At 66.4% G+C, this 24,103-nt stretch carries 13 protein-coding genes; 10 read left to right on the top strand and 3 right to left on the bottom strand.

Annotation, left to right across the window (positions count from 1 at the left end; all coding sequences use genetic code 11):
* Nucleotides 1-13: 13 nt before the first annotated feature.
* Nucleotides 14-2,707, top strand: a complete 2,694-nt coding sequence (locus ACZ6SD_RS19630; protein ID WP_465318378.1) for an NB-ARC domain-containing protein — start codon at nucleotides 14-16, stop codon at nucleotides 2,705-2,707.
* Here ACZ6SD_RS19630 and ACZ6SD_RS19635 read toward each other — a convergent pair.
* Nucleotides 2,687-3,571 carry a serine/threonine protein kinase gene (locus tag ACZ6SD_RS19635; RefSeq protein WP_465318379.1) on the bottom strand — a complete coding sequence of 295 codons (885 nt, stop codon included), beginning with the start codon at nucleotides 3,569-3,571 and terminating at the stop codon, nucleotides 2,687-2,689. The two genes, ACZ6SD_RS19630 and ACZ6SD_RS19635, sit on opposite strands and share 21 nt — an antisense overlap.
* Nucleotides 3,572-3,763: 192 nt before the next feature.
* On the opposite strand from ACZ6SD_RS19635, the gene ACZ6SD_RS19640 reads away from it, so the two are divergent.
* The 8 genes from ACZ6SD_RS19640 (at nucleotide 3,764) to ACZ6SD_RS19675 (ending at nucleotide 19,147) form a co-directional block, all read left to right on the top strand.
* Entirely contained in the window at nucleotides 3,764-5,212 is a 1,449-nt protein-coding gene (locus ACZ6SD_RS19640; RefSeq protein WP_465318380.1) for a PD-(D/E)XK nuclease family protein, read from the top strand.
* A complete protein-coding gene (locus tag ACZ6SD_RS19645) occupies nucleotides 5,209-6,177 on the top strand; it encodes a pPIWI_RE_Y domain-containing protein (RefSeq protein ID WP_465318381.1) in 969 nt (322 codons plus the stop codon). The genes ACZ6SD_RS19640 and ACZ6SD_RS19645 overlap by 4 nt, the downstream gene beginning before the upstream one ends.
* A gap of 22 nt (nucleotides 6,178-6,199) precedes the next feature.
* Nucleotides 6,200-9,379, top strand: coding sequence for a pPIWI_RE_Z domain-containing protein (locus ACZ6SD_RS19650; RefSeq protein ID WP_465318382.1), 3,180 nt, complete (start codon nucleotides 6,200-6,202; stop codon nucleotides 9,377-9,379).
* Nucleotides 9,376-12,009 carry a pPIWI_RE module domain-containing protein gene (locus ACZ6SD_RS19655; RefSeq protein WP_465318383.1) on the top strand — a complete coding sequence of 878 codons (2,634 nt, stop codon included), beginning with the start codon at nucleotides 9,376-9,378 and terminating at the stop codon, nucleotides 12,007-12,009. The genes ACZ6SD_RS19650 and ACZ6SD_RS19655 overlap by 4 nt, the downstream gene beginning before the upstream one ends.
* The gene (locus ACZ6SD_RS19660; RefSeq protein ID WP_465318384.1) at nucleotides 11,942-12,556 is read left to right on the top strand and encodes a hypothetical protein; all 615 of its coding nucleotides are present in this window, start codon (nucleotides 11,942-11,944) and stop codon (nucleotides 12,554-12,556) included. Before ACZ6SD_RS19655 ends, ACZ6SD_RS19660 begins: the two co-directional genes overlap by 68 nt.
* Nucleotides 12,557-12,567: 11 nt before the next feature.
* The gene (locus ACZ6SD_RS19665; RefSeq protein WP_465318385.1) at nucleotides 12,568-15,711 is read left to right on the top strand and encodes an ATP-binding protein; all 3,144 of its coding nucleotides are present in this window, start codon (nucleotides 12,568-12,570) and stop codon (nucleotides 15,709-15,711) included.
* A gap of 19 nt (nucleotides 15,712-15,730) precedes the next feature.
* Nucleotides 15,731-17,461 (top strand): AIPR family protein, encoded by a 1,731-nt coding sequence (locus ACZ6SD_RS19670; protein ID WP_465318386.1) that lies wholly within the window; start codon nucleotides 15,731-15,733, stop codon nucleotides 17,459-17,461.
* Nucleotides 17,462-17,932: 471 nt separating this feature from the next.
* Nucleotides 17,933-19,147 carry a cytochrome P450 gene (locus ACZ6SD_RS19675; RefSeq protein ID WP_465318387.1) on the top strand — a complete coding sequence of 405 codons (1,215 nt, stop codon included), beginning with the start codon at nucleotides 17,933-17,935 and terminating at the stop codon, nucleotides 19,145-19,147.
* Here ACZ6SD_RS19675 and ACZ6SD_RS19680 read toward each other — a convergent pair.
* Nucleotides 19,083-21,557 (bottom strand): helix-turn-helix transcriptional regulator, encoded by a 2,475-nt coding sequence (locus ACZ6SD_RS19680; RefSeq protein WP_465318388.1) that lies wholly within the window; start codon nucleotides 21,555-21,557, stop codon nucleotides 19,083-19,085. The two genes, ACZ6SD_RS19675 and ACZ6SD_RS19680, sit on opposite strands and share 65 nt — an antisense overlap.
* 314 nt (nucleotides 21,558-21,871) lie before the next feature.
* On the opposite strand from ACZ6SD_RS19680, the gene ACZ6SD_RS19685 reads away from it, so the two are divergent.
* Nucleotides 21,872-22,510: an LmbU family transcriptional regulator gene (locus ACZ6SD_RS19685; protein WP_465318389.1), complete on the top strand. Its 639-nt coding sequence runs from the start codon at nucleotides 21,872-21,874 to the stop codon at nucleotides 22,508-22,510.
* Between the two features lie 149 nt (nucleotides 22,511-22,659).
* Here ACZ6SD_RS19685 and ACZ6SD_RS19690 read toward each other — a convergent pair whose 3' ends face one another.
* Nucleotides 22,660-23,979, bottom strand: coding sequence for a helicase-associated domain-containing protein (locus ACZ6SD_RS19690; protein WP_465318390.1), 1,320 nt, complete (start codon nucleotides 23,977-23,979; stop codon nucleotides 22,660-22,662).
* Between the last annotated feature and the right edge of the window lie 124 nt (nucleotides 23,980-24,103).

Genomic DNA, 24,103 nt, shown 5'->3' on the forward strand with positions numbered 1-24,103 from the left:
TCACTTGACCGCGATGAACAGCGAAGGCATCCAGATCCGACTGCTCGGCAACATTCGTGTGACCGTCGATGGCAGGCAGGTGGTCTTGCAGTCCGCGGACGCGGCTGCTTTGGCCACCTTCTCCGTGCACCGCTCGCTGGCTGTGGACGGGCAAGCGCTCAGCCGGCGCCTGACGGGCCGAGAGGACGGGTTGACGCCGTCAAGCCTCCGCTCTCGCTTGTCCCGTTTGCGTGCCGTCGTCGGGCCGGAAATCCTTCCCAAGGAAGCGAAACGGTTGGGAATCGCCAAGGAGCAGATCGATTATTGGCGGTTCCGCAAGATTGCTATCGCCCCGACGAGTGCGCCGGGGCATGGGGCATGTCTGCTTGAGGCATTGGAACTGTGGGAGGACGGCACTCCACCGTTCGCGGGCGCGGAACTCGCGGACTTCGATGACGAGGTCAATGAGTTGGTGCGCTTACGTCGCGGGATGTATCTCCGCTTGATCACTGTTCTACGCAACCGTGATCAGGTCGTCGATGCCATCCACCAGGCGGAACGAGCGCGTGAGCTGTGGCCGGATGACATCGATGTGTTGTTGGCGCTGTGTGAAGCGCATGCGGCGGGCGGAGATGTCCATGCTGTGGAGGACATGGCGAAGGCGCTGCGCCCCCGGACACGCCGACCCTCGTTCCAAGTCAGGCTCGTCAACGCTCTGGCCTTGGCCGAGCAAAGGGCCGTCCGTAACGCGAGGCCGCAGACGTTTCTGCCCCCGCCTCCACGCGACTTGCACGGGCGGGACGACTCCCTCGCTTCCCTGAAGACGTTTCTCACCGACGACGTCGGTGGCCCGAAGGTCGTGTCGCTCGTGGGCGGACCGGGGGTTGGCAAGACAGCGTTGGCGTTGACCCTCGCACACTGGCACAAAGATGGTTTCGCCCACAGCATTTGGCTTGACCTGCAAGGTTTTTCCACGGATCTACCCCGTGACCCGATGCGGCTCGCGGCGACGATGACGCGGGCCTTGGGTGGCGGGGAGACGGACGACCCGGTGATGGCGCTGCGTGGCCTGACGGCCGATGGGGTGATCCTGGTGGTGTTGGACAACGTGGTCGACTACGGCCAGCTCAAGGTCTTGGTACCGTCGGGAGATCGTTGTGTGCTGATCGCCACCAGTCGGTCCAGGCTGCCTGGGATCCGCGGAATTAGGAACGTGAAGGAGATGGTCGTAGATCGTCTGAGCGAGGACGCCGCCGTGCGGATGCTGCTGGTCGAGGCGGGCGATGGCGCCGGTAGGCAGGACCACGACGCGCGTAGAGTGATCCGCGCCGTCGGGACGCTGCCGCTGGTGGTGACGATCATCGCGGCTCGGGCGGCTGGACGTTCGCTGAGCAGTGTCTTGTCGGAGCTGCCTCACCGGCCGCTGCTGGACGGCGCGGTACCGGAGAGCCCTGAGCACTCACTCCGCGATGTGCTGTCCTGGTCCTACGGCAAACTCACCGACGATGCCAAACTGGTGTTCCTGGCCATCGGATTGCACCCAGGTCCGTCGATCGAGTCGGGGATGTTGGCCTACGTCGTCGAGATCCCGCCGTCTCGTCGGATCGCCGCGGTGCGTGAACTCGTCGAGAGCCACCTGGTAGGGGAACTCGATGACCGGTTCACCCTGCACGACGAGTTGCGGCTGTTCGCCGTTGACCAGGCCGCTGAGGAGATGTCGGTAGAGCAACGCGATCGCCTGCTTCGCCGCGTATTGGACTACTTGCTGTGGATCGGTTGGGAGTGTGACCAAGTTCTCGACAAGCGTGAGACGTTCGAGCCGTCCCCGCCACGTCCAGATGACCTCGCGGTGCCCCCGATGTCGGAGGCCATGGCCAGCAGTTGGTTCGCCGCCGAGCATCCGGTCATCGAGTGGATGGTCCGATCGGAGGCCGAGGGGCCGCACGCGGCGTATCGGTGGCAGCTTGCCCTGACGGTGGCGTTGTACCAGCGACGGCGTGGCCGCTGGCGCGACTGGGAGGCGTTCCTCGCGGCGGTTCGGGACAAGACGCCCGCACGATACAAGCCCTACTTGCATCGCCAACTCGCCACCTCTCAGCGCAAGCAAGGCAAGCTCAACCAGGCCGTCGGAAACGGGAAGATCGCGGTCGTCCTCGCGGAGGATCAGGGCGACTGGCTCGGAGTGGCGCACGGTCATCAGACGCTCATGGTGTTGCACGCGGATCTGCAAGACTGGGTTACGGCCCGGCGTCACTACGACTCCGCGTACGAGATCTATGCGCGCGAGGATGACCAGCGGGGAATCGCGTACACAGTCAACGGGATGGTTGGCGCTCTACTGCAGGACGACCAGCCCGACGAAGCGTTGAAAACCGCCTTGCGCGCGCTGAAGGCGGGCGAAGGTCACCTCGACGGCAACGGGGCCGCCGCCATCCACCGCAATGCGGCGCACTGCCATCGCGCGCTCGGGAACAGCGTTGACGCTGAGCGTCACGCGCTCGCCGCGGTCGAGGAGTACGTGCGGACGGGGTCCAAGGTCAATGAGGCCCATGTGCAACACCTGCTCGCGGAGATCCGCTCCGCGGCGGGGCAAGCGGCCAAGGCTCGGGACGCGCTGCTCCGGGCGGCTGAACTGTTAAAAGCCGAAGATGGCCAAGACTTGTCCCCGCAGGACAAGGAACTCCGGACACGGATCGAGGCCGCGTTGTCACAGGGGCAGCTCACGTGATCTGAGCCACGCCTCTGGGTCCGGTTGAGGTGCCTGCGGGTCGGCAGGTGAGTCCCGGTGCGGGAGGAGGACCACCAGGTGCTTGAGCACCTCCTCCGCCGTGTCGAATCGGTCCCGCGGATCGCGTCTGAGCATCTTGGTCATGATGGGGCTCAGGTCAGGGCCGAGGCGGTGCAGGGCACTCGGGGTTAGCGGGAGTTCGGGGCCGGTGTGGTTGTAGCCGACCTCCTCCCCCCATGGGGGCTTGGTGGTGATCAGCTCGCACAACACGCAGCCCAGAGCATAGATGTCACTGTACGGAGCCACGTTGAGGTCGTACAGCTGTTCCCGAGGCGTGTACTGGGGCGTTCCGCCTCCTTTGTTCTCATTACCGATCTTGGCGCTGATACCGAAATCGACGAGGTGCGCCTGCCCTTTTCGGTCGATGATGATGTTTGACGGCTTGATGTCCTTGTGGACGATTTCTCGGGCGTGGACGGCCATCAGGATCAACCCGATCTGGCACGCGATAGCGATCGCGGTGCGACGTTTCAATGGGCGATTGACCAGCATGAAGCGGGACAAATCGACACCCGGTACCACCTCCATAAGAACATATGTTTGATCACCGTGGCCAAAAGGGCCATAGGTGGTCGGTATACCCGGTATGCCACTGAGAAGTCTGCCTATATTCCCTTCGAAGACAAGTTTTTCCTGCTTCTTCAGGTACGCCTCGTCTGTCTCCCCGAAGCGGGTGGGCAGGCGCTTGACGGCCAGGGTTTGCCCTGTTGACAGGTCCCGCACGCGCAGGACCTTGCCCATCCCACCCGCTCCCAGGTTGTCCAGGACGTAGAAACGATCATCTAGCAAGGAGCCTGGCTGCATGGGCGCATCGTGCCACGACGCGCGACTCGGCCGCCAGATTCACCCCAGTGGAGCAATGCTGTTCTGGCATGATTTCGCCCCGGGGAGGGGAACGACATGACGGAATGGCGCGCACCGGCTTGGATCACCGGCCGGGTAGACCGAATAGCGGTATCCGTCGGGTCCGTACGTGCTGATGATCGTGCTTGTCCGATGGGGAAGGCACTGAAAGTCAGGTCCGGGCTGGTGGCCACCTCGGCCGCTCCCACCCCGGAGAACGTGGAGCTGTTCCCACTCGGACCGTTCATGCGCGCGCTTGATCTCGTAGAATTCGACGGCCTACCACCTGACGCGGCGATCGAGGCGGCCCTACGGCCACCTCGGAGGAAACCGGCGCACGAAGGCCTGGTCGTGTGGACGCGTCACGCGGTGCGAGAGTACCTGCGGACGTTCGCCGATGATCAGCTCTTGCCGGTGCGAGAACGCTGGGAGCGCAGGCAGAAGTTGCGGCGGCCGGACGCGCGCGGCGCGCGGGAGTATGTGATCAGCGCTTGGGGACGGCGCTATCGCAGCGCCGACTCGACCGTCCACGAGCTTCGAGTGATCACTTACAAGGGGGGTGGGTACGGTCCGGAACGAATCGCCGTGGCGGCTGACGTCGTGGCAAGCACTCAAGGCCCATCGGGACGGGTGCGTATCAGGGAGTTCGCCTGCCTGACCGGCGCGGAGACGCTGCTGTACGACAAGCCGACAGTCGAGGTGGCGAGAGATTACGAGACCGACGGCCGCAACGCGCTGAGGCGGGCCGTGGACGGCACCGAGTATCGTCCGGGCACATCGTGTGTGTCGTGCCGGTACCGCCAAGGCTGTCCCGCACTCCCGGCGGCGCCGGGACTGCTCGGTGTGAACGAGCGGGGGCGTCCCCGCCGCCACTGGTCGCCGACCACGGGACGAAGACACGCGGCCTGTCCTATGCGCGAATTGCTCAACCAGCTCAATCTTCCCCGCGACTCCGCGGTCGAGCACGGGCCCGCCGCCGAGCGGGGTCGGGCAGTGCACGACTACCTCCGGCGCGGGCACGAGGCAGGAACGCGGTGCGGCATCGACGTGCCCCCGGACTGGGCAGGCCGCGCGCTCCCTGAACGCGAGGTCGAGGTGGGCGCTCGGATGCTACGCCATCATGCTGAGATCTGTCCCTTCTCGCTCGGGCCGTCGGAGGTGCGGGTCGAACCACGTCTGGTCTTCGACGACACCTACGCCGATGTCCTCGCGGTCGTGGAGCCCGACCTGCTTTACCGCGACAGCGGTTCCTGGGTCTGGCGGGAGACGAAGACCACGACCTCTGAGCCCGCAGGCAAGTTCCGGTCACTCGCGGAGATTCCGCAAGTGGCCGTGGGGATCACGGTGTTGGCTCACCGGGTCCTACGTGGTACCGGACTCGCGCCCCGTGTCGAACTGGAGATCCTGCACCCGGACGGCAACGACCTGCGTCTTTTCGACGTCACTGATCGGGCCTTGCGAGCCGAGGCAGGCGAGGTCGTGAGAGCGCTGGTGGAGCCGTGGCACCGGGACAGGGAGTTCCTCGCGAACCCCGGCAGCGCCTGCCGGACGTGCGAGGTGCGCCGATGGTGTCCCGCGGGTCTCGCGGAGGCCGGGCGGTGACCGACGACGAGGAATTGATCCGAGCGGTCGCGCGCGGACTCGTCGCGCTGGCGGCGGTCGAACGGGTGACGGCGTTCTCGATGCCGTACCCGGACGCCGCTCAGGATGCGCTCGACCACCTGACACTAACCTGTCTGTCTCGTGGTGCCGCCGCGCCGATGAGCGTGCCAGATCTGGTCGCCTGGTCGCGGGATCGACCACTGGCAACCTGGCCGCTCGATATCGCGGCCCCACTGGTGGATGCCAGTGACCGGCTCGTGCGTGACGGGCACCCGACGACCTTGTGCCGGGAGTGGGCATGTGACGGCACCGATCCGGAAGAGCACCCGTGGAACTTCCCCTTGGATGAACCGGATAGGCGACTTGGATACCGGATGTTCCTTGTGGACCATCTCCTGCTGTCGTCGGAGGAGATTGACGCGATCGCGGGTGACCGCATCCATAGGCGTTCCTGGCGGGTGGTCAAGCCCCTCTACGAGAACGTCCCGACCACGCTGATCCATCGCGGCAAGGTGGCCAGGTGCGCGACCTGCCGTGCCCCACTTTCACGAGCGGGACTGTGCGAAGCGGATGGCTGCGAGGATGGTGGCGCGGTGGAAATCGAGGCTCGGGGAGCGTTGGTTCTCACCCCTGCCGCCCGTGTTTTCGCGACAGGTGCGGGCCGGATCGAGCGCGTCGTGACGAGTGCCTGGCAGGCACGGGGCAGGGAACCCGGCTTGGACGCGGGCGCCTTACGTCTTCCCTGCTCCAACGGTGGTACGCGGAGTGTGCTGGTGTGCGATTACGCCAATCCGATCCTGCTGGCGCGCGCAGTGCTCACACGCAAGCCCAAACCTGATGTCGTGGTCGTACCCGCGCGACGCATGCATGAACGCCCCGATTACCGGGAGGTTTACAGCAAGGTTTCCAGGTCGATCCCGCCGCTGATGCGGGAAGACGAGCTCCTCGGGGCGTGCGATGCGTGATTCCCGTCCCTTGTTCGCGGACATGACGGCCCCGCTGGTCACCGCATATGGCATCCCGGCGAATTCGCTGAGCAAGGCCATGGTCACCGAACTTGGTCTATACCTCGTCAGCACTGCGCTGCCTGGACATCCGGCGGGCGATGCGTGGCCACTGTTCAGCGGCTACGCGTTCGCTGCGGGTCGGGGTCTGCTCAACGACGACCAAGAGCAAGCCCGTCGGGTGGCCCGCTATGAGTTGTGGTCCATCCGGGGCGCCGACACGTGGCGCTCGGTTGTGGACGAGTACAACCGGCTTCCCGCGGAACTGCGTGGCTTCTACCGGGTCCACATGGACAAGCCGCCGGAGCGACGCCCGGTTTCGACTGCCCCAGAGCGGTGGGCGACGTTCGATCGGTTGATCCGCTTGGCCGCACCCCACGCGGAACGGCGACTGCCGGTGGCGGGTGAGGGGCGGTACACCTTCGATTCGGCGCACGAATTGAAGGTCGTGACTCTTCCCAAGTTGGATCTGCCGCGGCCAGCGGGGCACCGGCTCGACGCGGGCCTGGCGGGCGGTGGCCGACCGCGGCTGGTCAGCATGGCAGATCTCATGGCCACTGCCCGTCAGATGGAGGAAACTCTCCCGGCTCAGTGGGTAGCGCGGATGGACAACATCACCGTTATGCCTCGGGCGCGGGACACGTTCGCCGAGAGCGGCGACTCGCTGCCGCTCTCCGGGATCACTCACCTACTGGGCATGGTCGGCGCGGGCAAGAGCACCTTGCGCGATGTGCTTACCGTGCACGCTGTTCGATCTCTGGGGCTGCGGGTCACCGTGGTCGTCGGCGACGTCGCGGAGATGCTGAAACTAACTGATCTCTTCCAACGACAAGGTCTGCGCGTGGCGCCGATCATCGGCTCGACCACCAAGCCACAGCACATTGAGCGACTACATCGCCGACTCGCCGGTCGGGGCAGTCCCACCCTGCTCGACCAGGTCGACCCCGGGTTCGACCACCTCGGCACGGCCTGCGCGCTGAGCGCGCTGGTGGGCGGCCCCCTGCTTCCCTACGCCGACGCGCCGTGCACACGGCTGCGTCGGTCAGGCACCCGCTCCCAGCGCCACGTCTGTCCCTTCTGGTCAGCCTGCCCACGCCACCATTCCGCCCGCCTGATGGTCGACGCGGACGTGTGGCTGGCCACTTCACACAGTCTGGTTCACGGGCGCCCGCCATTGCCGCAGAACCACGAGCGGGTTCAGTTCCTGGAAGTGGCCTGCGGACGCAGTGACCTAATCATCGTGGACGAGGTCGACCGGGTGCAGATCACGCTGGACCGGCAGTTCGCGCCGACACAGACCCTGGTGGGTCGGGGCGCGACCTCCTGGCTGGATAGGGTGCACTCGCACAAGATCGCGCAACTGGTCGACCAGGGCAGGCTGCAGCTGTCCGACGACGATGTGCAGACGTGGATCGCGGCGGTCGGGACGGCGGCGCTCGCGACCGACCGCCTGTACGCGCTGCTGATCGGAAGGCACGACGTCCGACTGTGGCTCGGCAGAACCAACTTCAGCACATGGCGGCTGCATCGGGATCTTGCGGTCGCACGGTTCCCCGACGACGAGGCGAACCGCGTCGCCCTGTTGTCCGTACTGGACGAGTACCGCGACGACCCGTTCGGCGAGCGACGTGACCACGCGGACGACCTCGTTCGGCTGACCAGCGAACTGCTCCATGCGACCGCGCTCAATCGCACCAGGGCGGACCTGCGCTCGGTCACCGCGGACCTGCTTCGACTTGACTCTGACCACGACGCGCTCGGCGAGTGGTGCGTCCGCTTCGAGTTCACTCTCATCCTGGCCGCCCTGGAGCCGAAACTTGCCCTGATCGGCGCGATGTGGCCTCGGGTGGAGTCCGCGCTCAGACTGGCGGACACCGTCGGGTTCCGCGTCCCGCTCGACTTCGGACCGATCGTCCCGGAGCCCCCGATGGGCCCGGTGCTCGGGTTCCAGTTCCATCCGGAAGGCCGGGACACCGGCGGGGTGATCAGCGGCGAGCTGCGCTACTTCCATTGCGCGGGCGCCGGGCGCGAGCTGATCAACGCTCTGCCGCGCCTCCCGTCGGTGGATGGCCGCCCGGGACCGCATGTGTTGCTGCTGTCGGGTAGCAGCTGGGCCGGGACATCGAGCCGCTACCACGTGGATGTGCCGGTTGACGCGCTCCTGCTGCCCAAGGCCGGTGACGTCGGGGCCAGTGTCCTGCGCTTCGCACCGGTTTCGCACGACGGGCGGCCGATCCGCGTGTCGGGCACGCTGGGCGACCGTCCCGCCCGGCTCAGCCGCATGGTCGCCGCGCTAGCCGCGGCGAACGACGACACGCCCAGTGTTCTTGAGGATGAGTTGGCCGACATCGCCAACGACGACCGCAGGCGGATCTTACTGCTGGTGGGCAGCTACGCGGAGGCTCGCCTCGTGGCCGACGCCCTTCACGCCATGCCGCGCTGGCGGGACCGGACGCTGTGCCTCATGGCCGACGACGACATCGACCAGGACGACGTGGAGCACCAGGCGCCTGCCCTGCGCCGAGGGGACGTCGACACTCTGCGTACCACCGGGGCGGATCTGCTGGTGGCTCCGCTGCTGGCGGTGGAACGCGGTCACAACATCCTCAACGACCACGGCGAGGCCGCCATCGGTGCCGCCTACTTCCTGGTCCGTCCAAACCCGCGCCCGGACGACCTCACGATGGCCGTCCACGCCATCAACGACTGGTCCGCCAGGCTGCGTCGGGATGGCCGATTCGAGGCGATGATGGCAGGTGCCGACTCACTGTCCGCGGCCGCGAGCGCGTTCCGTGCCGCAGCGAGCGCACGGTGGCGGCGGGTGCTGGGTAGAAGCATGCGCTGGCGCGACCTGGGGGATGACCGTGAATCGGTCACCTGGGACATGTTGGTGGTGATCTGGCAGGTCATCGGCAGGTTGGTCCGGGGCGGTGTCCCCGCCAGGGTCACCTTCGTGGATGCGGCCTTCGCTCCCAACCTCGCCGAAGGCGGACGGGACACCCCCACCACCAGCCTTCTGCTGGCCATGCACGCGGTGCTGGACCGCTACCACTCCCCGTTCAGCGAGGCTCCTGAGTACGAGCGCAGGATCGTGCGCGAACTCTACGGTCCGCTGTGGACATCTCTGGGTCGCTGCATCGAGACGGCAGAAGGACGCGCATGAACTCGCTCATCCGGCTCACAGCGTACGAGGTGCCACCGGGGCCGTGGCCGCATACGTTCCAGATGATTCGCTTCACCAAGCAGTGGCGGGAACAGATCATCGAGCGGCACAGGAGCTTCGGAGCACGGCGGACCCTGTCCGTCCGAGGACTGGCGAATCTGTTGCGGGCCGTCGTGCCGGACGTGGTCCCCGCACGCGGGGCGGCGACCGACGAGACGCTGCCCTGGCTGTACGCCCGCGACCGGATTCCCCGAGACGTGCTCAACCATGTGCTCAACGCTTGGATCACCACGCTGCTTACCTCCCGCGACGGGGAGATCGACCAGGAGGGAGTCGACGATCTCCTGGATACCTTGGACGACGGGATGCCCGACTGGTCTTACGTCGATGTCGATCTCGCAGCAGGCGATGTCACGTCTGGGGGCACGGCTCGCCCGCACCCGCACCTGCGTCAGCTGCTGCCCGAGGTGGTGGCTGCCCACCTCGCTCGACACACCTACACCGACCCGAGCGGCGGGGAGTTCGCCTTCCGGATGGTTTCCACCGAAGCGGGGACAGACCTCGTCTCCTGGCCGCCTTCCACGCAGGTCAAGCGTAATCGCGTCTGGCGATATTCACTCCTGCTGAGGGTATCGCTGCACATGGTGCCCTTCGCGCCACGCCCGCGGCTGCACATTGTCAGTGGCGTTCGGCGCTGGCAGACCGAGGATCCGATCAAGGTCGACCCCAGGTATGGCGCGACGGTCTACCTCCAAGTCCCACTGCCGTGGATGGTGCGCCCGGGAGCGACCCCCAGGCTGATCCCCAACAAGATCACCCGGACGAGCGTGTCGAGCACCCCGTCCTGGGACAGCAACAGCCTGGCCCGGCTGCTGCCTGAGTACAACACCGCGTTCCCGGTTCCCGAACCCAATGATCTCCTGAGCAACCCGTCCACATGGGGCGCGGGCCGCGGCGGCGTGTCCGCCTGGGTTGTGCACAGCACGACGATGTCTCAGCACGCAACCCGCCCGGGGCTCATGCCGGTCGAACGGTCGTTTGTGGACAACTGGGTGGAGCGCACGCTCGCAGGCATAGTTCGACGCACGCCTGACATGCGAAAGGTGGCGTTGACCACCAAGCCCGAACTGTGGCGCGGACGGCAAACGGGCGAGGCCAAGGTGGATGTCGAGACACGCCGAGCATCGGACCGTCGCATGGCGTGCGCGCGCGCTCTCGACGGTTTTTTGACCGTGGACATCCGGTATGAGAACGAGACCACTCGGGATGCCCTGCTCGCGGCGCTTCGAGCGGTCCTCGGCCTTCCCGAGGGCGATCCTCCCTGGTCCACCGACAACCTACGAGTCCAGGTGCGGTGTGAGCCCTGGGGAGAACTGACCTCGGATCTCCCGACCGGTCGGGCGGCCCGGCGGGACGCTATTGCCGCAGCCATCCGGGAACGGGCCAGGGCGGTCGCGGCCTCGTTCGACGGCGCGCCGGGTCACCTCGCCTTGGTGGAGATCCGCGGTGCGGACAAGTTCGGGCCCAACCGCGACCCGAAGCAGGCCGTGCGCCTGGGTTGCGCTTCGGCGGGGAGGGTGAGCCAGTTCATCAACACGGGTGAGGAAGTTCTGTCCGAGCGAGCGAGGTCCGTGGTGTTGGACAGTCTGCGCCAACTCGGCGCCGTGCGGCCGCCACGTCACAGGCTCGGCGCGCAGGTCCCGTCGGACCTCCAGTACGTGGGACTCTGGATGGTCCGCAAGCAACGGACCACCGCGGGCCAGGCCAGACGCGCACTGGTCGCAGTCCGCATTCGCCCCGAGGGCGACGATTTCCAAGTCCGGGGATGGGACGAGCACCGCAAGCGGTGGGTTTCCTACTCTGAACTGTTGTGTGGTCTCGCCCTCGACCGGGAAAGGGTGCCCACCTCCGGCAGCTGGCTCTCGCTGCAGCAACAGCGGGAGTTGGCGCAGGCTCAGATTCGATCGCTGCTCTTCCAACTGCGTGACACCCCGACCCTGCTGTTGCTCGACGCGGGCAACCTCCGCCAGTCCTGGCCCTGGCTCACGATGGGTTCACTGATGCGGGACAGGCTCGGCTTCCAGCCCTGGCCGCCGCAACACACCGCGCTGTTCGGGCCACAGCTCAGGATCGTGGTCCTGCGAGACTCCTGTGACCGGGACGAGGTCCCCCAGTGGTATGCCGTGCGGGAGGACAAGGGGGTCGTGGGACACGCCAGCGGGCTGTGGGAGGCGGTCGACGCGGAGCCCGACAACAGAGTGTTCGCCAGTATCACCGAGGTGCCTGCCCAGGGAGCCCGCCCGAACCAGGCGCAGAAGTTCACCACGGGTGCGAACAGGGCCCATGTGCCCGGGTGGAACCCCGGGTACCGCGAGGTGACGGTGCAGACCTCCCGCCGGACTACAGCGGGCGACAGGGAGGACCCACGAGTGTGGGCTGCCCTCGTGCACCAGCTCCGGCATGCCGACGACTACGTGCCGCTGGGGAAACCGCTCGCTCTGCACCTGGCGGAACGGGCGGAACAGTACGTGATGACCGTGACAACCGACATGGAGGATACCGATGACGGCCGACGAACCGCTTCTGATCGGGGAGAAGCACGCACTACTGGCGCTGATGATGGTCGGTGAACGGGTGTCCAACAGTCAACTCAAGGAGCGCTACGGTTTCACGGTTGCCAAAGAGGTCAGAGAGCGGTTGAAGGACGAGGAGCTGATCGAGGTCTCCCGAGTCAGCGGGAACAGCCCGTACGAGCACGAGCTCACCGATCTGGGCTGGAAGCGGTGCTACGAGCAGTTCGCGGAGGAGGTGCCTGCCGGGGCCCAGAAAAAGGACCGGGTCACCTACGCCCTCGCGCAATGGACCGGCCGCACGCTGGCTCGGTTCAACATCACCGCCAATCGGCTCAAACCGCCGCGCTCGGTGGACGAGGAGATCATCGAGGCGTACCGCGGCCTCGCCACCGAGTCCGGGGACCGAATCGGCTTGTCCGAGTTGCGCGAGGCCCTGCCCGACGCGACGAGGGAGGAGGTCGACACAGCACTGAAGCGACTGGCCGAAAGGCAGGACGTCCTGTTCGAGCCCGAGGTCAACCAGAAGAGGCTCACACCAGCCGATCGGGCCGCCGCCATCCGCATGGGCGGCGAGGACCGACACCTGATCTCCATCGGATTCTGACGATGGGCACCATGGATGAGCAACAGCGCCGAGCGCTGCGGAATCTGCGGTCGGACTGGGCGCCGACCCCGGAGGCGGTGTGGTCGGTGCCGACCGTGCATGTCGCCGAGTTGAACGCTCACGTGCTTGATTCGATCATGCAGGCGTACACCGACGCCGAGCTGAACACTTCGACCAACCCGCTCGGCATGGTCATCACCGGGCAGCAGGGCGCGGGCAAGACCCACATGGTGGGCAGGGTCCGGGCCGAGGTCCAGGAACGTGGCGGGTATTTCTTCCTGGTCAAGCTCATACACGGGAACAACCTGTGGCAGAACGTCGTGAACTCGATGGTCGACGGTCTGTCCCAGAACGGTCCCAACGGTGAAAGCCAACTCACCGCCCTGCTCCATCGCCTTGCCGAACGAATCACCTTGTCTGACTCCGTGCGTTACGAGGTGATCGGCAAGGCTCCAGTCACCAAGGAGACCTTGGACACCGTGGTGGTCGCGCTGCGCGAGGCCAGTCCTGTCCACGGTCACGCCGCTCGGCACGTCGCACGGGCACTGATCATGCTCACGGCGACCGATCCCGCCGTCCGCGAGATCGGGCAGGCGTACCTCATTTCCGGCAGCGAGTCGACGCAGGGCGAGCGCGTGGAATGGGGTATCCACCCCGACCCCAAGACGCCGCACGAGATCGTCGGGGGTCTGTCCGCACTATTGGCGATGACCGGCCCCAGCGTGGTGGCCATCGATCAAATCGACACTCTCATCTCCGAGGCCGATCTGGGCAGTCGTAGGACCCCGGTCGATATGCCCACCTCGGACTTGGTGGACCAGTTCGGTGTCAGCCTGATGCAGGTGCGCGAGACCGTGCTGCGTACCCTTTTGGTCGTTGCCTGTCAGACACCGGTCTGGAATGCGATCAAAGAGATGTCGCACCGCGCCGCCTCCGACCGGTTCCACCCGGCGCTGCAACTGCGAAACGTATCGACGGCAACGATAGCCGAGGAACTCGTGGCGGCTAGGTTTCGCGAGCAACACGCCAAGATCGGCTTCACACCGCCCTACCGGACTTGGCCCATCCGTCCCGAGGCATTCGCCCAGGCAGCCCACTATACTCCCCGCGAGTTGTTCAAACGCGTCGAGGACCACGCGAGGGCCTGTTCGGAGTCAGGCGTTTTGATCGAGTTGACATCGTTGGATGATGTCATCGTCATCCCAACCGTTCCTGCGGTTCGCGATTCCCGGACTGAGCTGTCGGGCGTGGACCGACTCTTCTCGACCGCATTGGAGAAGGCCGACATCGCCGGCGCCATCGACAAAGATCGTGAAGATGTTCGGATGACCGAACTCTTGGCCGCCGCTTTGACCTGCTTCGCCCACGAGCGTGGACTCACCAAAAACGAGTACGAGATTGAGCTGCAGCGTTCGCCCAACCCTGGGATGCACGCCCGGATCCACATGCCCACTGAGGACGGCCGAGGACGCGCGCACTGGGCCTTTCGCGGTGTGGCCACGGCCAATGCCAAAGCTGGACAAAACAGGATCATGCGTTTTCATGAGATGTCCGAGCTCGACAGTGACGCGAACGTTCGGGCCTACCTGCTGCGTACCGGCTCGCTGTCGATGACCACGAAGGTGACGAAGCGCATTCTTGACGCCTTTCAGCTGGCCGGAGGTGTTGTTATCGAGGAGGTCGACCACGAGGATCTTCGCGTCTTCGCCGCGCTCGAACAGTTGATCCGCAGGCCACACGAGGACCTGGACGATTGGCTGCGGACGCATCAGCCTGCGAGCAGCACCAAGCTGTTTCGCACCGTCTTCGGTGGTCCCCCGGACCGCATAGCCGACGTTGAACCCCAACCACCGCCCGAGCCTACCGACACCAGTATCGATCCATGGCCCATCGACGACCCGGACACCGAGCGCCCCCCGGCGCCTCCGGACTCGCTGTCACTGGGCAGACGTTCCGACACAGGCGAGTCCCTGTACGTCCCGCTGGCATCCCTGCGCAAGCACACCGCGATCTTCGCGGGCTCCGGCTCGGGTAAGACGGTGCTCATTCGGCGCATTATCGAGGAGTGCGCCATCCAGGGCGTGTCGGCGATCGTGCTGGACGCCAACAACGATCTGGCTCGCTTGGGGGATCCATGGCCAACCACTCCCGAAGGGTGGCGGCCGGGGGATTCCGACCTGGCCGACGAGTACCTGCGAAACACGGATGTCGTGGTGTGGACGCCGCGACGCGAAGCAGGACGCCCACTGACCTTCCAGCCACTTCCAGATCTCGCGGAGGCGGCGACCGATCCCGACGAGTTCGCGCTCGCGCTCGATGTCGCTGTGGCCGCGCTGGCGCCGAGGGCGAGGGCGGACGGGCCAACGGCACGGAATGAACGGTCCAGGGCGGTTCTGCGAGAGGCGTTGATGTCGTTCGCGTCAGACGGCGGACGCGGTTTGCGGGAGTTCCTGGACCACCTGGCCGACCTGCCCGAGGACGCGACGCCGCTGGCCAATGCCAAGTCCATGGCGGCTGAGATGGCGCAGACCTTGATCGCCGCGATGATCAACGATCCACTATTCGGCGGATCGGGCACGCCCCTGGACCCGGGCGAACTGCTGCGCCCACCACCAGGCAAACGAGCCAGGGTGTCGGTGATCAGCATGATCGGGCTGCGCACCGACGACCAGCGGCTGGGATTCGTCAACCAACTCCAGATGGCGCTGTTCGCCTGGATCAAGGCGAACCCCGCGGGCGACCGCCCCCTCGGCGGGCTGTTCATCATGGACGAGGCGCAAACCCTGGCACCCGCCACCCACATGACGGTCTGCACCATGAGCACTCTCGCCTTGGTGTCCCAGGCACGCAAATACGGACTCGGCCTTGTGTTCGCGACACAGGCGCCCAAGGGCATCCACAATCAGATCGTGGGCAACGCGGCCACCCAGTACTTCGGCTACATCAACAGTCCGGTCCAGGTGGCGGCCGTGCGGGAGATGGCGTCGGCCAAGTCCAGTAGCGTCTTGGACATTTCCCGGTTGCGGACAGGTCAGTTCTACGCGGTGTCAGAGGGGATGCCGTTCCGCAAGGTGCACTCACCAATGTGCCTGAGTCACCACCCGCCCAGCGCGCTGACCGAGGAGGAAGTACTCGATCGCGCTCGCGTGACCTAACGCCAAGACAGGAGTGGTCGTGGATCGGATTATCAACGGCCTGGTCGAGGAGTTCCAGCGGGACTTCGCTCTCGCCGACCTGAGTAGCGAGGAGGCGTTCGAGGCGTTCGCCGCCTACTGCGTGCTGAACTCCTATTACCGGGAGGACTTTCAACCTGACGCGTTCCGTACCGGTGGTGGCAACGACCTGGGGATCGACGCATTGGGCGTCCTAGTCAACGGCAACCTTATGATCGATGCGGACGAGGTCGCCACGGCGATCGGCAACTGGGCCACCATCGCAGTGCAGATCGTTCTGATTCAGGCCAAGACTAGCTCGGGGTTCGAGACCAGGGTGATCGCCGACCTGCTCGACAATCTCCGGCAGGTTACCGAACCCGAGGCTATGTCCTACGCGGCGTCCGCCGACATCGAGAACCTGCGTTCCTGCCTCGATGTCGTGTGGCGCAACATCGGCAAGCTCAACGGCTCCCTACCGGAGTTGCACGTCTATTACGTGACGACGGGCGAGCGAGTGGCGAATCTTGTCGCGGCCAAAGCGGAGTCTGCCCGTAGGCAATTGGCGAGTTTGGGACGTTTCGAGCCAGTCACGTTCCGTTGCGTAACCCGGGACGAACTGCGGACTCTCTACCAGCGTGCCTCGACGAAATTGGGTGTTGACATCCGTATGCCGCGCAAGGTGACTTTGCCGCCGGTCCCCGGCGTCGTGCAGGCATACCTCGGTCTGTTGTCCGCCCGCGATCTCGTCGGCAACATCCTCACGGACGATACGAACAGGTTGCGTAAGACGCTTTTCCACGGCAATGTCCGGGACTACCTCGGCGGCGACAACGTGGTCAACAGGGAGATCGCCAAGACGCTGAACGACGAGGAACGTCAGGAGCGATTCGCCGTTCTGAACAATGGAATAACCGTCGTCGCGCGCTCGATGCACGTCGTTGGCGATATGGTCTCCCTGCGTGACTTCCAAATCGTCAACGGATGTCAGACGTGTCACGTCTTATTCGACCTCCGCGATAAACTCTCCGACGATGTCCAGGTCAGCGTTCGCATCGTGCACTCGGAAGATGATGACGTCATCAATGGGATCGTCGGGGCCACTAACCGGCAGACCCAGATCAAGGAGGAGGATCTCGCGGTCCGTGATCGCTTTCACCACCTGCTGGAGGATTATTTCCACTATCAAGGGAACGAGGACCGCCGCTTGTATTACGAGCGGCGAGTCAGGCAGTACGCCGATCGGCGGGAGGTGGTCAAAACCCGCGTCATCACCCGTGCCCAACTCAGCAGGGCATACTTGGCTATGTTCCTCAATGAACCGGCTCGGGTCACACGCTCTCGTTCACTGCCGACGGTGAACGAGCGAGTCCTCTTCGCGGAAAACCATCAACCAGTCTTCTACTTCACGGCCGCCAGCGCGCTGTACCGATTGGAGTGGCTGCTGCGCAACGGGCGCATCTCGAAGGATTACGCCCCCTATCGCTATCACCTCCTCGCGGCCATCAAGTTACGACTACTGGGCGCGGAGACGGTTGCGCACAATCCACGTAGTTCCGAGCGCGTCTGTGCCCCCGTCCTCGACACGGTCTGGGACGGCAACAAGTCGGAACGTTTGGTTCTCTCACTGTTGAGCGCCCTGCAACGTGCCATCAACGTCGAGCGCGGCCACGGTGTTTCCCCCGGCGACATGGTTCGCACCAAGCGTTTCACCGTCAACGTGCAGCGTGAGGTACTCGCTTCGACTCGTTGATTGATCTTGGTTAGTGGCACCCATCTGTGGATGAGCACACGGGACGTACGCATGGAAAGAGCGGACACGACCATGTTGGAGAGCATAGGTTCACGAGCGAACCCATGCTCTCCTCGCAGGTCTTTCGCCAATGTAACCTCAAACGTTGCATCGCCGCCAATTTTCAATTCATAGTCAGGCTACCTTTCCGACATCGCTTGACGCGGCAGTAGTTGTCGAGGCGGTGCCCGTCAGGCGAGTCGTCCACCCTCCACGGGAAGTTCCAGCCCCACCAAATCATCGTCGAGCACAACAGGTAGGGGCTCTCGTCAAGAGGTCCGCAGATCCTAGTGATCATGGGCTTGTTCGGCAAGAATACGTGCCAAAGTGCTGGCAGGTGACGATGTCCGCGTAGCTCTTGGATGACAGGACGGCCGCGGTTCTGCTTTGGTCCTCAGTGGGTTGTGACATGCCAGTTGACTGAGGGGTTACGTGGCTGTGCTGGATACGGCTAATGGTTTCGCGGAGCGAGTGTCCGGGTTCGACCACCAAGATCCGGCGGTTGCCGGTGACATTCACGATTTCACCGGAGAACTGCGGCAGCGGTGTCCGGTGGCGCGCAGCGAGCGGTATGGCGGGTTTTATGTGGTCAGCCGGTGGGATGAGGTCGACCAGGTGGCCAAGCGGGACGACGCGTTCAGTTCGGCGGTGGACGGCCTGGGGGCGACAATGGTGCTGCCCGCTCTGGAGAAGGTGAACGCGCCGCTGTTCGAGACCGACCGGCCCGACCACACGGTGTGGCGGCGGGCGATGCAGCCGTTTTTCACTCCGCAGGCGGTCGCGGCGTACGAGCCGTACATCAGGTCGTTGTGCCGGGAGGTGTTGGGGCGGTTCGCTTCGCGCGGGAGCGCCGACTTGGTGGCGGAGTTCGCGACCCGGATTCCGCCGATGGTGACGGGGAAGTTGCTGGGTGTGCCGGAGGAGCGCCGCCAGGAGTTCAGCGACCTGGCGCGGTCGCTGGTGGCGTCGACATCGGCGGAGGAGGCTTTGCGCACCGGTGAGCGGTTCGCCGATTTCCTGTTGGCGCAGGTGCGGTCCCGGCGTGGGCGGCCGGAGGCGGACAACGTGCTGACCGCGGTCGTGAACACCATGGTGAACGGGGAACCGGCCAGCGATGACGAGTTGCTCAAGCACGCGTTCCTCATGGTGGCCGCGGGCCACTTGACCACGACCGACACCATCGCCAACGCCGCGCTGGTCCTGGCCACCGACAGCGATCTGCAGCGGCGGGTGCTCGCGGACCGCGCGCTGATCCCGGCGCTGATCGAGGAGACCACGCGACACGAGTCCGCGGTCGCGGCCACCGGCCGCACGGTCCGTAAGGATGTCGAGTTGGCCGGGGTGCCGCTCACGCCGGGGGATCGGCTGCTGTTGCTGTGGGGCAGCGCGAACCGCGACGACACGCGTTTCCCGGACGGGGAGCGGTTCTGCGTCGACCGGGGTCGGGTGCCGCACCTGGGCTGGGGCGCGGGCGCGCACCGGTGCCTGGGCATGCACCTGGCGCGGTTGCAGTTGCGGGTGGTCTTCGAGGAACTGCTCTCGGCCATCCCGGGATTCGCCCTGGCGCCTGGTTTCGAGCCGGTCAGGACGTTCGGCGTGATCCGGGGCGTTGCTGCACTCCCGGTTCACTGGCCGGTCGGGGAATAAGCGGCGACCGCGGCGGGGCTGGCTGCGCTCCCACCCAGGCGGCCAGTCCCACCCGGTTGCCCACCGCGGTTTTGGCGAAGATCGCGGTCAGGTGGTTCTCGACGGTCGACACCGACAGGTGCAGCTTCCGGGCGATCGCGTGGTTGGTCTCGCCCTGCGCGACCAGCAGGGCGATCTCGCGTTGCCGCGGCGACAGGTCGGCGAGGACCACGGTGTCGGCGGCGGGCTTCCCGCGCGCGGACCGGGTCGACCGCTGGGCGAGCGCGAGCGCGTACACCGCTTCGCGGCTGGGGGCGGTGGTGCCGCGCTCGTAGGCGTCCCGGTACCGGCTCTCGCCCAGCCGGGCGACGATGGTGTCGCGGGCCCGGCGCCGTTCGCGTCCGAACGGCGCCAAGCCGGAGATCACGACGCCTGCGGCCTCCTGCATGGCCACCGCCCCGCCCAGCAGTTCGGCGGCGGCTTCCATGGCGGGCGCGGCGACCGGAGTCCGCTGGTGAGCCGCCGCTTTTTCCGCGCTGGCGGCCAGCGCCCAGGCGATCGCCTCCGACGCCCAGGTGCTGCCCCAGCGCTCGCCCAGCCGAATCTGGATTTCGAGGCCGCGCCGGAACCAGGCCATCGCCTCGTCGGGTGCGCCGTGCCGCAGCGGCGCGAGCCCGCGCGCCCACAGCGCCCAACCGATCGCCCACTCCGCTTCCGCGGCCATGGCGTCGGCCAGGCACTCCTCGGCCGCGGTGACCGCGGTGTCCTCGTCGCCGTAGAACCCGGCCGCCAATGCCCAAATCAACATGAAGTTCCCGCGGTCGCCACGGCACGCCGCGCCCATCTCGCCGGTGAGGTCGACCGCGCGGCGCAGCGGGGGAAGGCACTTCGGGTCGCCTTCGGCCATCAGCAGGTACGCGCCTTCCAGGAACACCACCGCTGCGGGAGCCTGCTCGTGGTCGAGCAGGCGCACGAGGTCGTGGCAGTGCCGCAGAAGCACCGCGGCCTCGTCGGAGCTGCCCTGGCACAGCTTGATCCAGCCGAGCAGAGCCGACCCGCCGATCCGCTCGGGCGTCGGCCGGACCGGGGCCAGGTCCAGCAGCAACCGCAGCCACGTGCAGAACTCGCCCAGCAGCGCGAAGAAGAACTGCACCCGCAAGCGAGCCAGGTCGTGCGCCATGGCCAGCCCGGTCTCGGCCCGGCCCGGGGTCGTGGCGCAGTGGTGCAGGGCCGCGCGGAAGTTGGGAATCTCGTCGTGCGCGTGCCGCAGGGTGGCCACTTCCCGTGGGCCGTACCAGGTTCTGGCGAGTTCGGCCGCCAGGTCGCGGAAGAACACGCAGTGCGCGTCACGGACGTGCTCGTCCTCGCCGAGAGACTGGAGACGGCGGCGTCCGTAGTCGCGCACCGGTTGCAGCTGGTGGTACCGGCCGTGCGGGTCGGCCATGACCAGCGACTGCTCCACCAGGTCGGCCAGCAGGTCGACGACCTCGTGTTCCTCGATGCCGTTTCCCGAGCACACTTTCTCCGCGGTGGCCAGGGAGAACCCGCCCGCGAACACCGAGATCCGCGCGAACAGCCGCTGCTGCTTGGGCGAGCACAGCCCATACGACCAGTTGAGCGTCTGTTCCAGCGTGCGGTGGTGCGGTTGCAGGCGACGCGCGCGAGCGGCCAGCAGCCGACCGCCGTCGAGGCGTTCGAGGATCTCAGCCGGGGTCATCCCGCCGCCGAGCCGGACCGCGATCAACTCCAGGACGAGGGGAAGTCCGCTGGACCACTCGACCAGTGTGGTCAGCGCGTTCCAGTCGTCGGCTTCGATGATCGGCCGCCCGGCCGCCGCCGCCCGTTTGAGCAGCAGCCGCATCGCGTCGGATCGCCCTTCTTCAGGCCCGCCGCCGGGATTCGGCGCGGCGAGCGACAGCGGCGGCACGAGGATGGCGTGCTCGCCCGCGATTCCGAGGTATTGCCTGCTGGTGGCCAGAATTCGCACGCCGGGCGCTTCGCCGAGCAGCATCGAGCACAGGTCGCCGACCGGTTCCCACAGGTGCTCGCAGTTGTCCAGCACCAGCAGTTTCTCCACGTCCCGCAGGTGTTGGGCGAGCACGTCGAGCGGGTCTTCGCTGGACTGATCGGTGATCCCCATGGCCCGGATCACTTCACGGTGCAACTCGTCGGGACGGGTGATGTCCGCCAGATTGGCGAGCGCGACCCAGTCGTCGGCCTGTTCTTTCCCCGCCTGCCGCCCCCGGCGATCCCGGCAGTGTCGAGCGACTTCGAGGGCGAGCACCGTTTTCCCCACACCGCCCGGCCCGGCGAGCGTGACCATGCGGTGAGCGTTGTCCAACAGGTCCGCGGCTTCCGAGATCAGGCCGTCGCGCCCGACCAGGTCGCCGACCGACGCCGGAAGCACTGCTCGCGGCCGTTCCCTCGCCACCGCATCCCCCTGCTGCCCCCTTGATTCCTCCGCCACCTCCCAGGAGGTGACCGGTCCAGCCTAGGGGACATCGGACCCCCCGATCGCACCATTGCGGACTTCACCGGGTGCGTCCCGTCACCATGATCGACAAGGCTGACAACCGTCCCCGCTAGGGGACACCGAGTCGCGCCGACCGGCAGGCCATCCCCATGGCTCCGCACCACGAGTGCCGAGAACGGCGCGACTAGGGGGGCGATCGGGCTCCCGAGACAGCGTCGTCTCGGGAGCCCGGGCGACGACGTGATTGGCGAGGACCAGTGAACAAGACACAGGTGGGACCCTCTCATCGACACCGGACCGACGAGGATCTTTCCCGCGCGCCCGCGGTGGCGCCGCCCAACCGGCGCGGAAAGATCCTGACCACCTCGGCCGGGCTGATCTTTCCCGCGGACGTGTCCTATGAGGCATGGGAACGGGCGGGGCGCCAGGTCTCGCGTCTGGCCAATTCCGCGTCCTGGTTCCTGGGCGACTGGCTCGTCTTCGGACAGAGCAAATACGACAACCGGTACCGAAAGGCGGTGGACGCGGTCGGCCTCGACTACCAGACCCTGCGGAACTACGCGTGGGTCGCCAGGCGTATCGCCGTCCCCCGCAGGCGCCCGGGCCTCAGCTTCCAGCATCACGCGGAAGTAGCCGCTCTGCCCACCGAGGATCAGGACAAATGGCTGGACATCGCGGAGCGCACCGGCTGGTCCCGCAACCAACTCCGCCAGGCGATCAGAGACAGCAAGCAGAAAAAGCCGCCCCGAATCGGCGTCCCCATCCCCAAAATCACCGTGAACGACGACAGCCTCGACAGCTGGCGTCAAGCCGCTGCCCAGGCACAGGTCGACCTTGCGGCGTGGATGGTCCTGACCCTCAACCAGGCCGCCAACCACGCCCTGTCACAGGAAGACCACCGCACTCCCTGATCCAAGCGGCCCACAGCCCCGCGGATCACCTCATTCGAGCACCGTCGTCCCGCCGGCGGGACGACACACGGCCGTGCTTTCCACCGACCCACCGCTAGGGCATCATGCCGCCGCGCTGATACCGCTCTCCGAGCGCGCTTGTGGGCTGGTCAGGTCGCGGGGTGACCGGGGATGACGTAGCCGAGCTTGAGCAGGGCCTTGCGGAACTTCGGCTCCTGATCGGGCCGGACGGCGACGTGGCGGTCGCCGATCGGCCGACACAGCGCGCGAAGGGCGCGGTCGCGGGCGATCAGCGCGGCGAGTGCGGCGTCGGCGCATTCGATCACGCGGACGTGGCCGAGGTCGGTGAGCTGCCCGCTTCGCCTGCGGACATCCTCGATCAGGGTGCGCAAGACGTCCGGCAGATCATGTTCGGTGCGCTCGGTGAGAAAGCCGACGAACTCATCGAGGTCGCGGCCGGTGTCGAGCGCGGCGAGCAGACTGGCCGCTGACACCGTCCAGACGTGGTCGGCGGTCTGCTTCGCGTAGGCGGACAGGACGAGCCGGTCGGCGGCGTCGATGTCTCCTGCGGCGACGATGTCGAGGTTGGACAGCACTTTCAGCGGCCGGGTCTCCGCGCCGCCCGCCCTGGGTGGTTGGTAGGTGTCGCTGAGCCCGAGGGCGTAGGCGCCCAGCGCGGTGAGCCGGATCGCCCGCAGTCCGTCGTAGCGGCTCAGCGCGTCGAGGTCGTCGCCGCCCCAGTTGCCGTGGAAGTCGTCGCGCGCGCCGTCGGGGTGGACATAGTCGAGGTCGATCAGTCCTAGGGTGCCCGCGTACTCGAACAGCACGGCCAGGGTGTAGCGGCCTTCGAGGAGTTCCCAGTCGTGGAAGCCGTCGTAGCCGAGGCTGCCGTACTCGGGGTCGATCAGGTAGAGCTTCCACAGCGCCATCTCGGTGCGCGCGACCGTGGGGCTCATGTTCTCGCGCCGCATGGTGCTGAACAGCGCGTCCACGTCGAGCCACTCGTCCGGCGGGCAGGCGGCCAGCGCCGCCGCGACCTTCTGTCGGCGGGTCTTCGCGGCGGTGAGGACGTTGCGGTTGCGCTGCCCCTTGATCTCCTCGATCCGGCTGAACTCGTCAATCACCGCATGGGTGAGCCAGCGCCGCCACAGCCCCCGAATGATCTCCGCTGGCGGCTTCCCCAGCGCGGCGCGCCCCTTCGGCGTCAACCGGAGTCGGGTGCCCTCCAGCGTGGCGAGGCCACCGGCCTGAAGCAGCAGCGGCCACGCGAACGCCGCGATGGGTTCGTCGGCGTAGAAGTCACCCTGCGCCAGCTGCGCGTGAACAGCGCGAATGGTCGCGGCGGACGGACGGCTGGTCTTGTCGCTGCACTTGAGCCCCCCGGCCGCGCACAGTTCAAGCACGGCCCGCAGATTGGCGAAGGCATCCTGCGCGGTGAGCCGCACCTGCCGCTCGTCAGCACCGGACAAGGGGCGCGCCACCTTCATACTTCTTTCTCCCAGCGTCACCGATTCGATCGACTCACCGGGTCAGCTTTCCACACCCCGGGGTCCCTTCGGCGCCGCACCCCGTCTCGGGGCCTCCTGTGCCGCA

The organism is Actinokineospora sp. NPDC051303 (assembly GCF_055586285.1).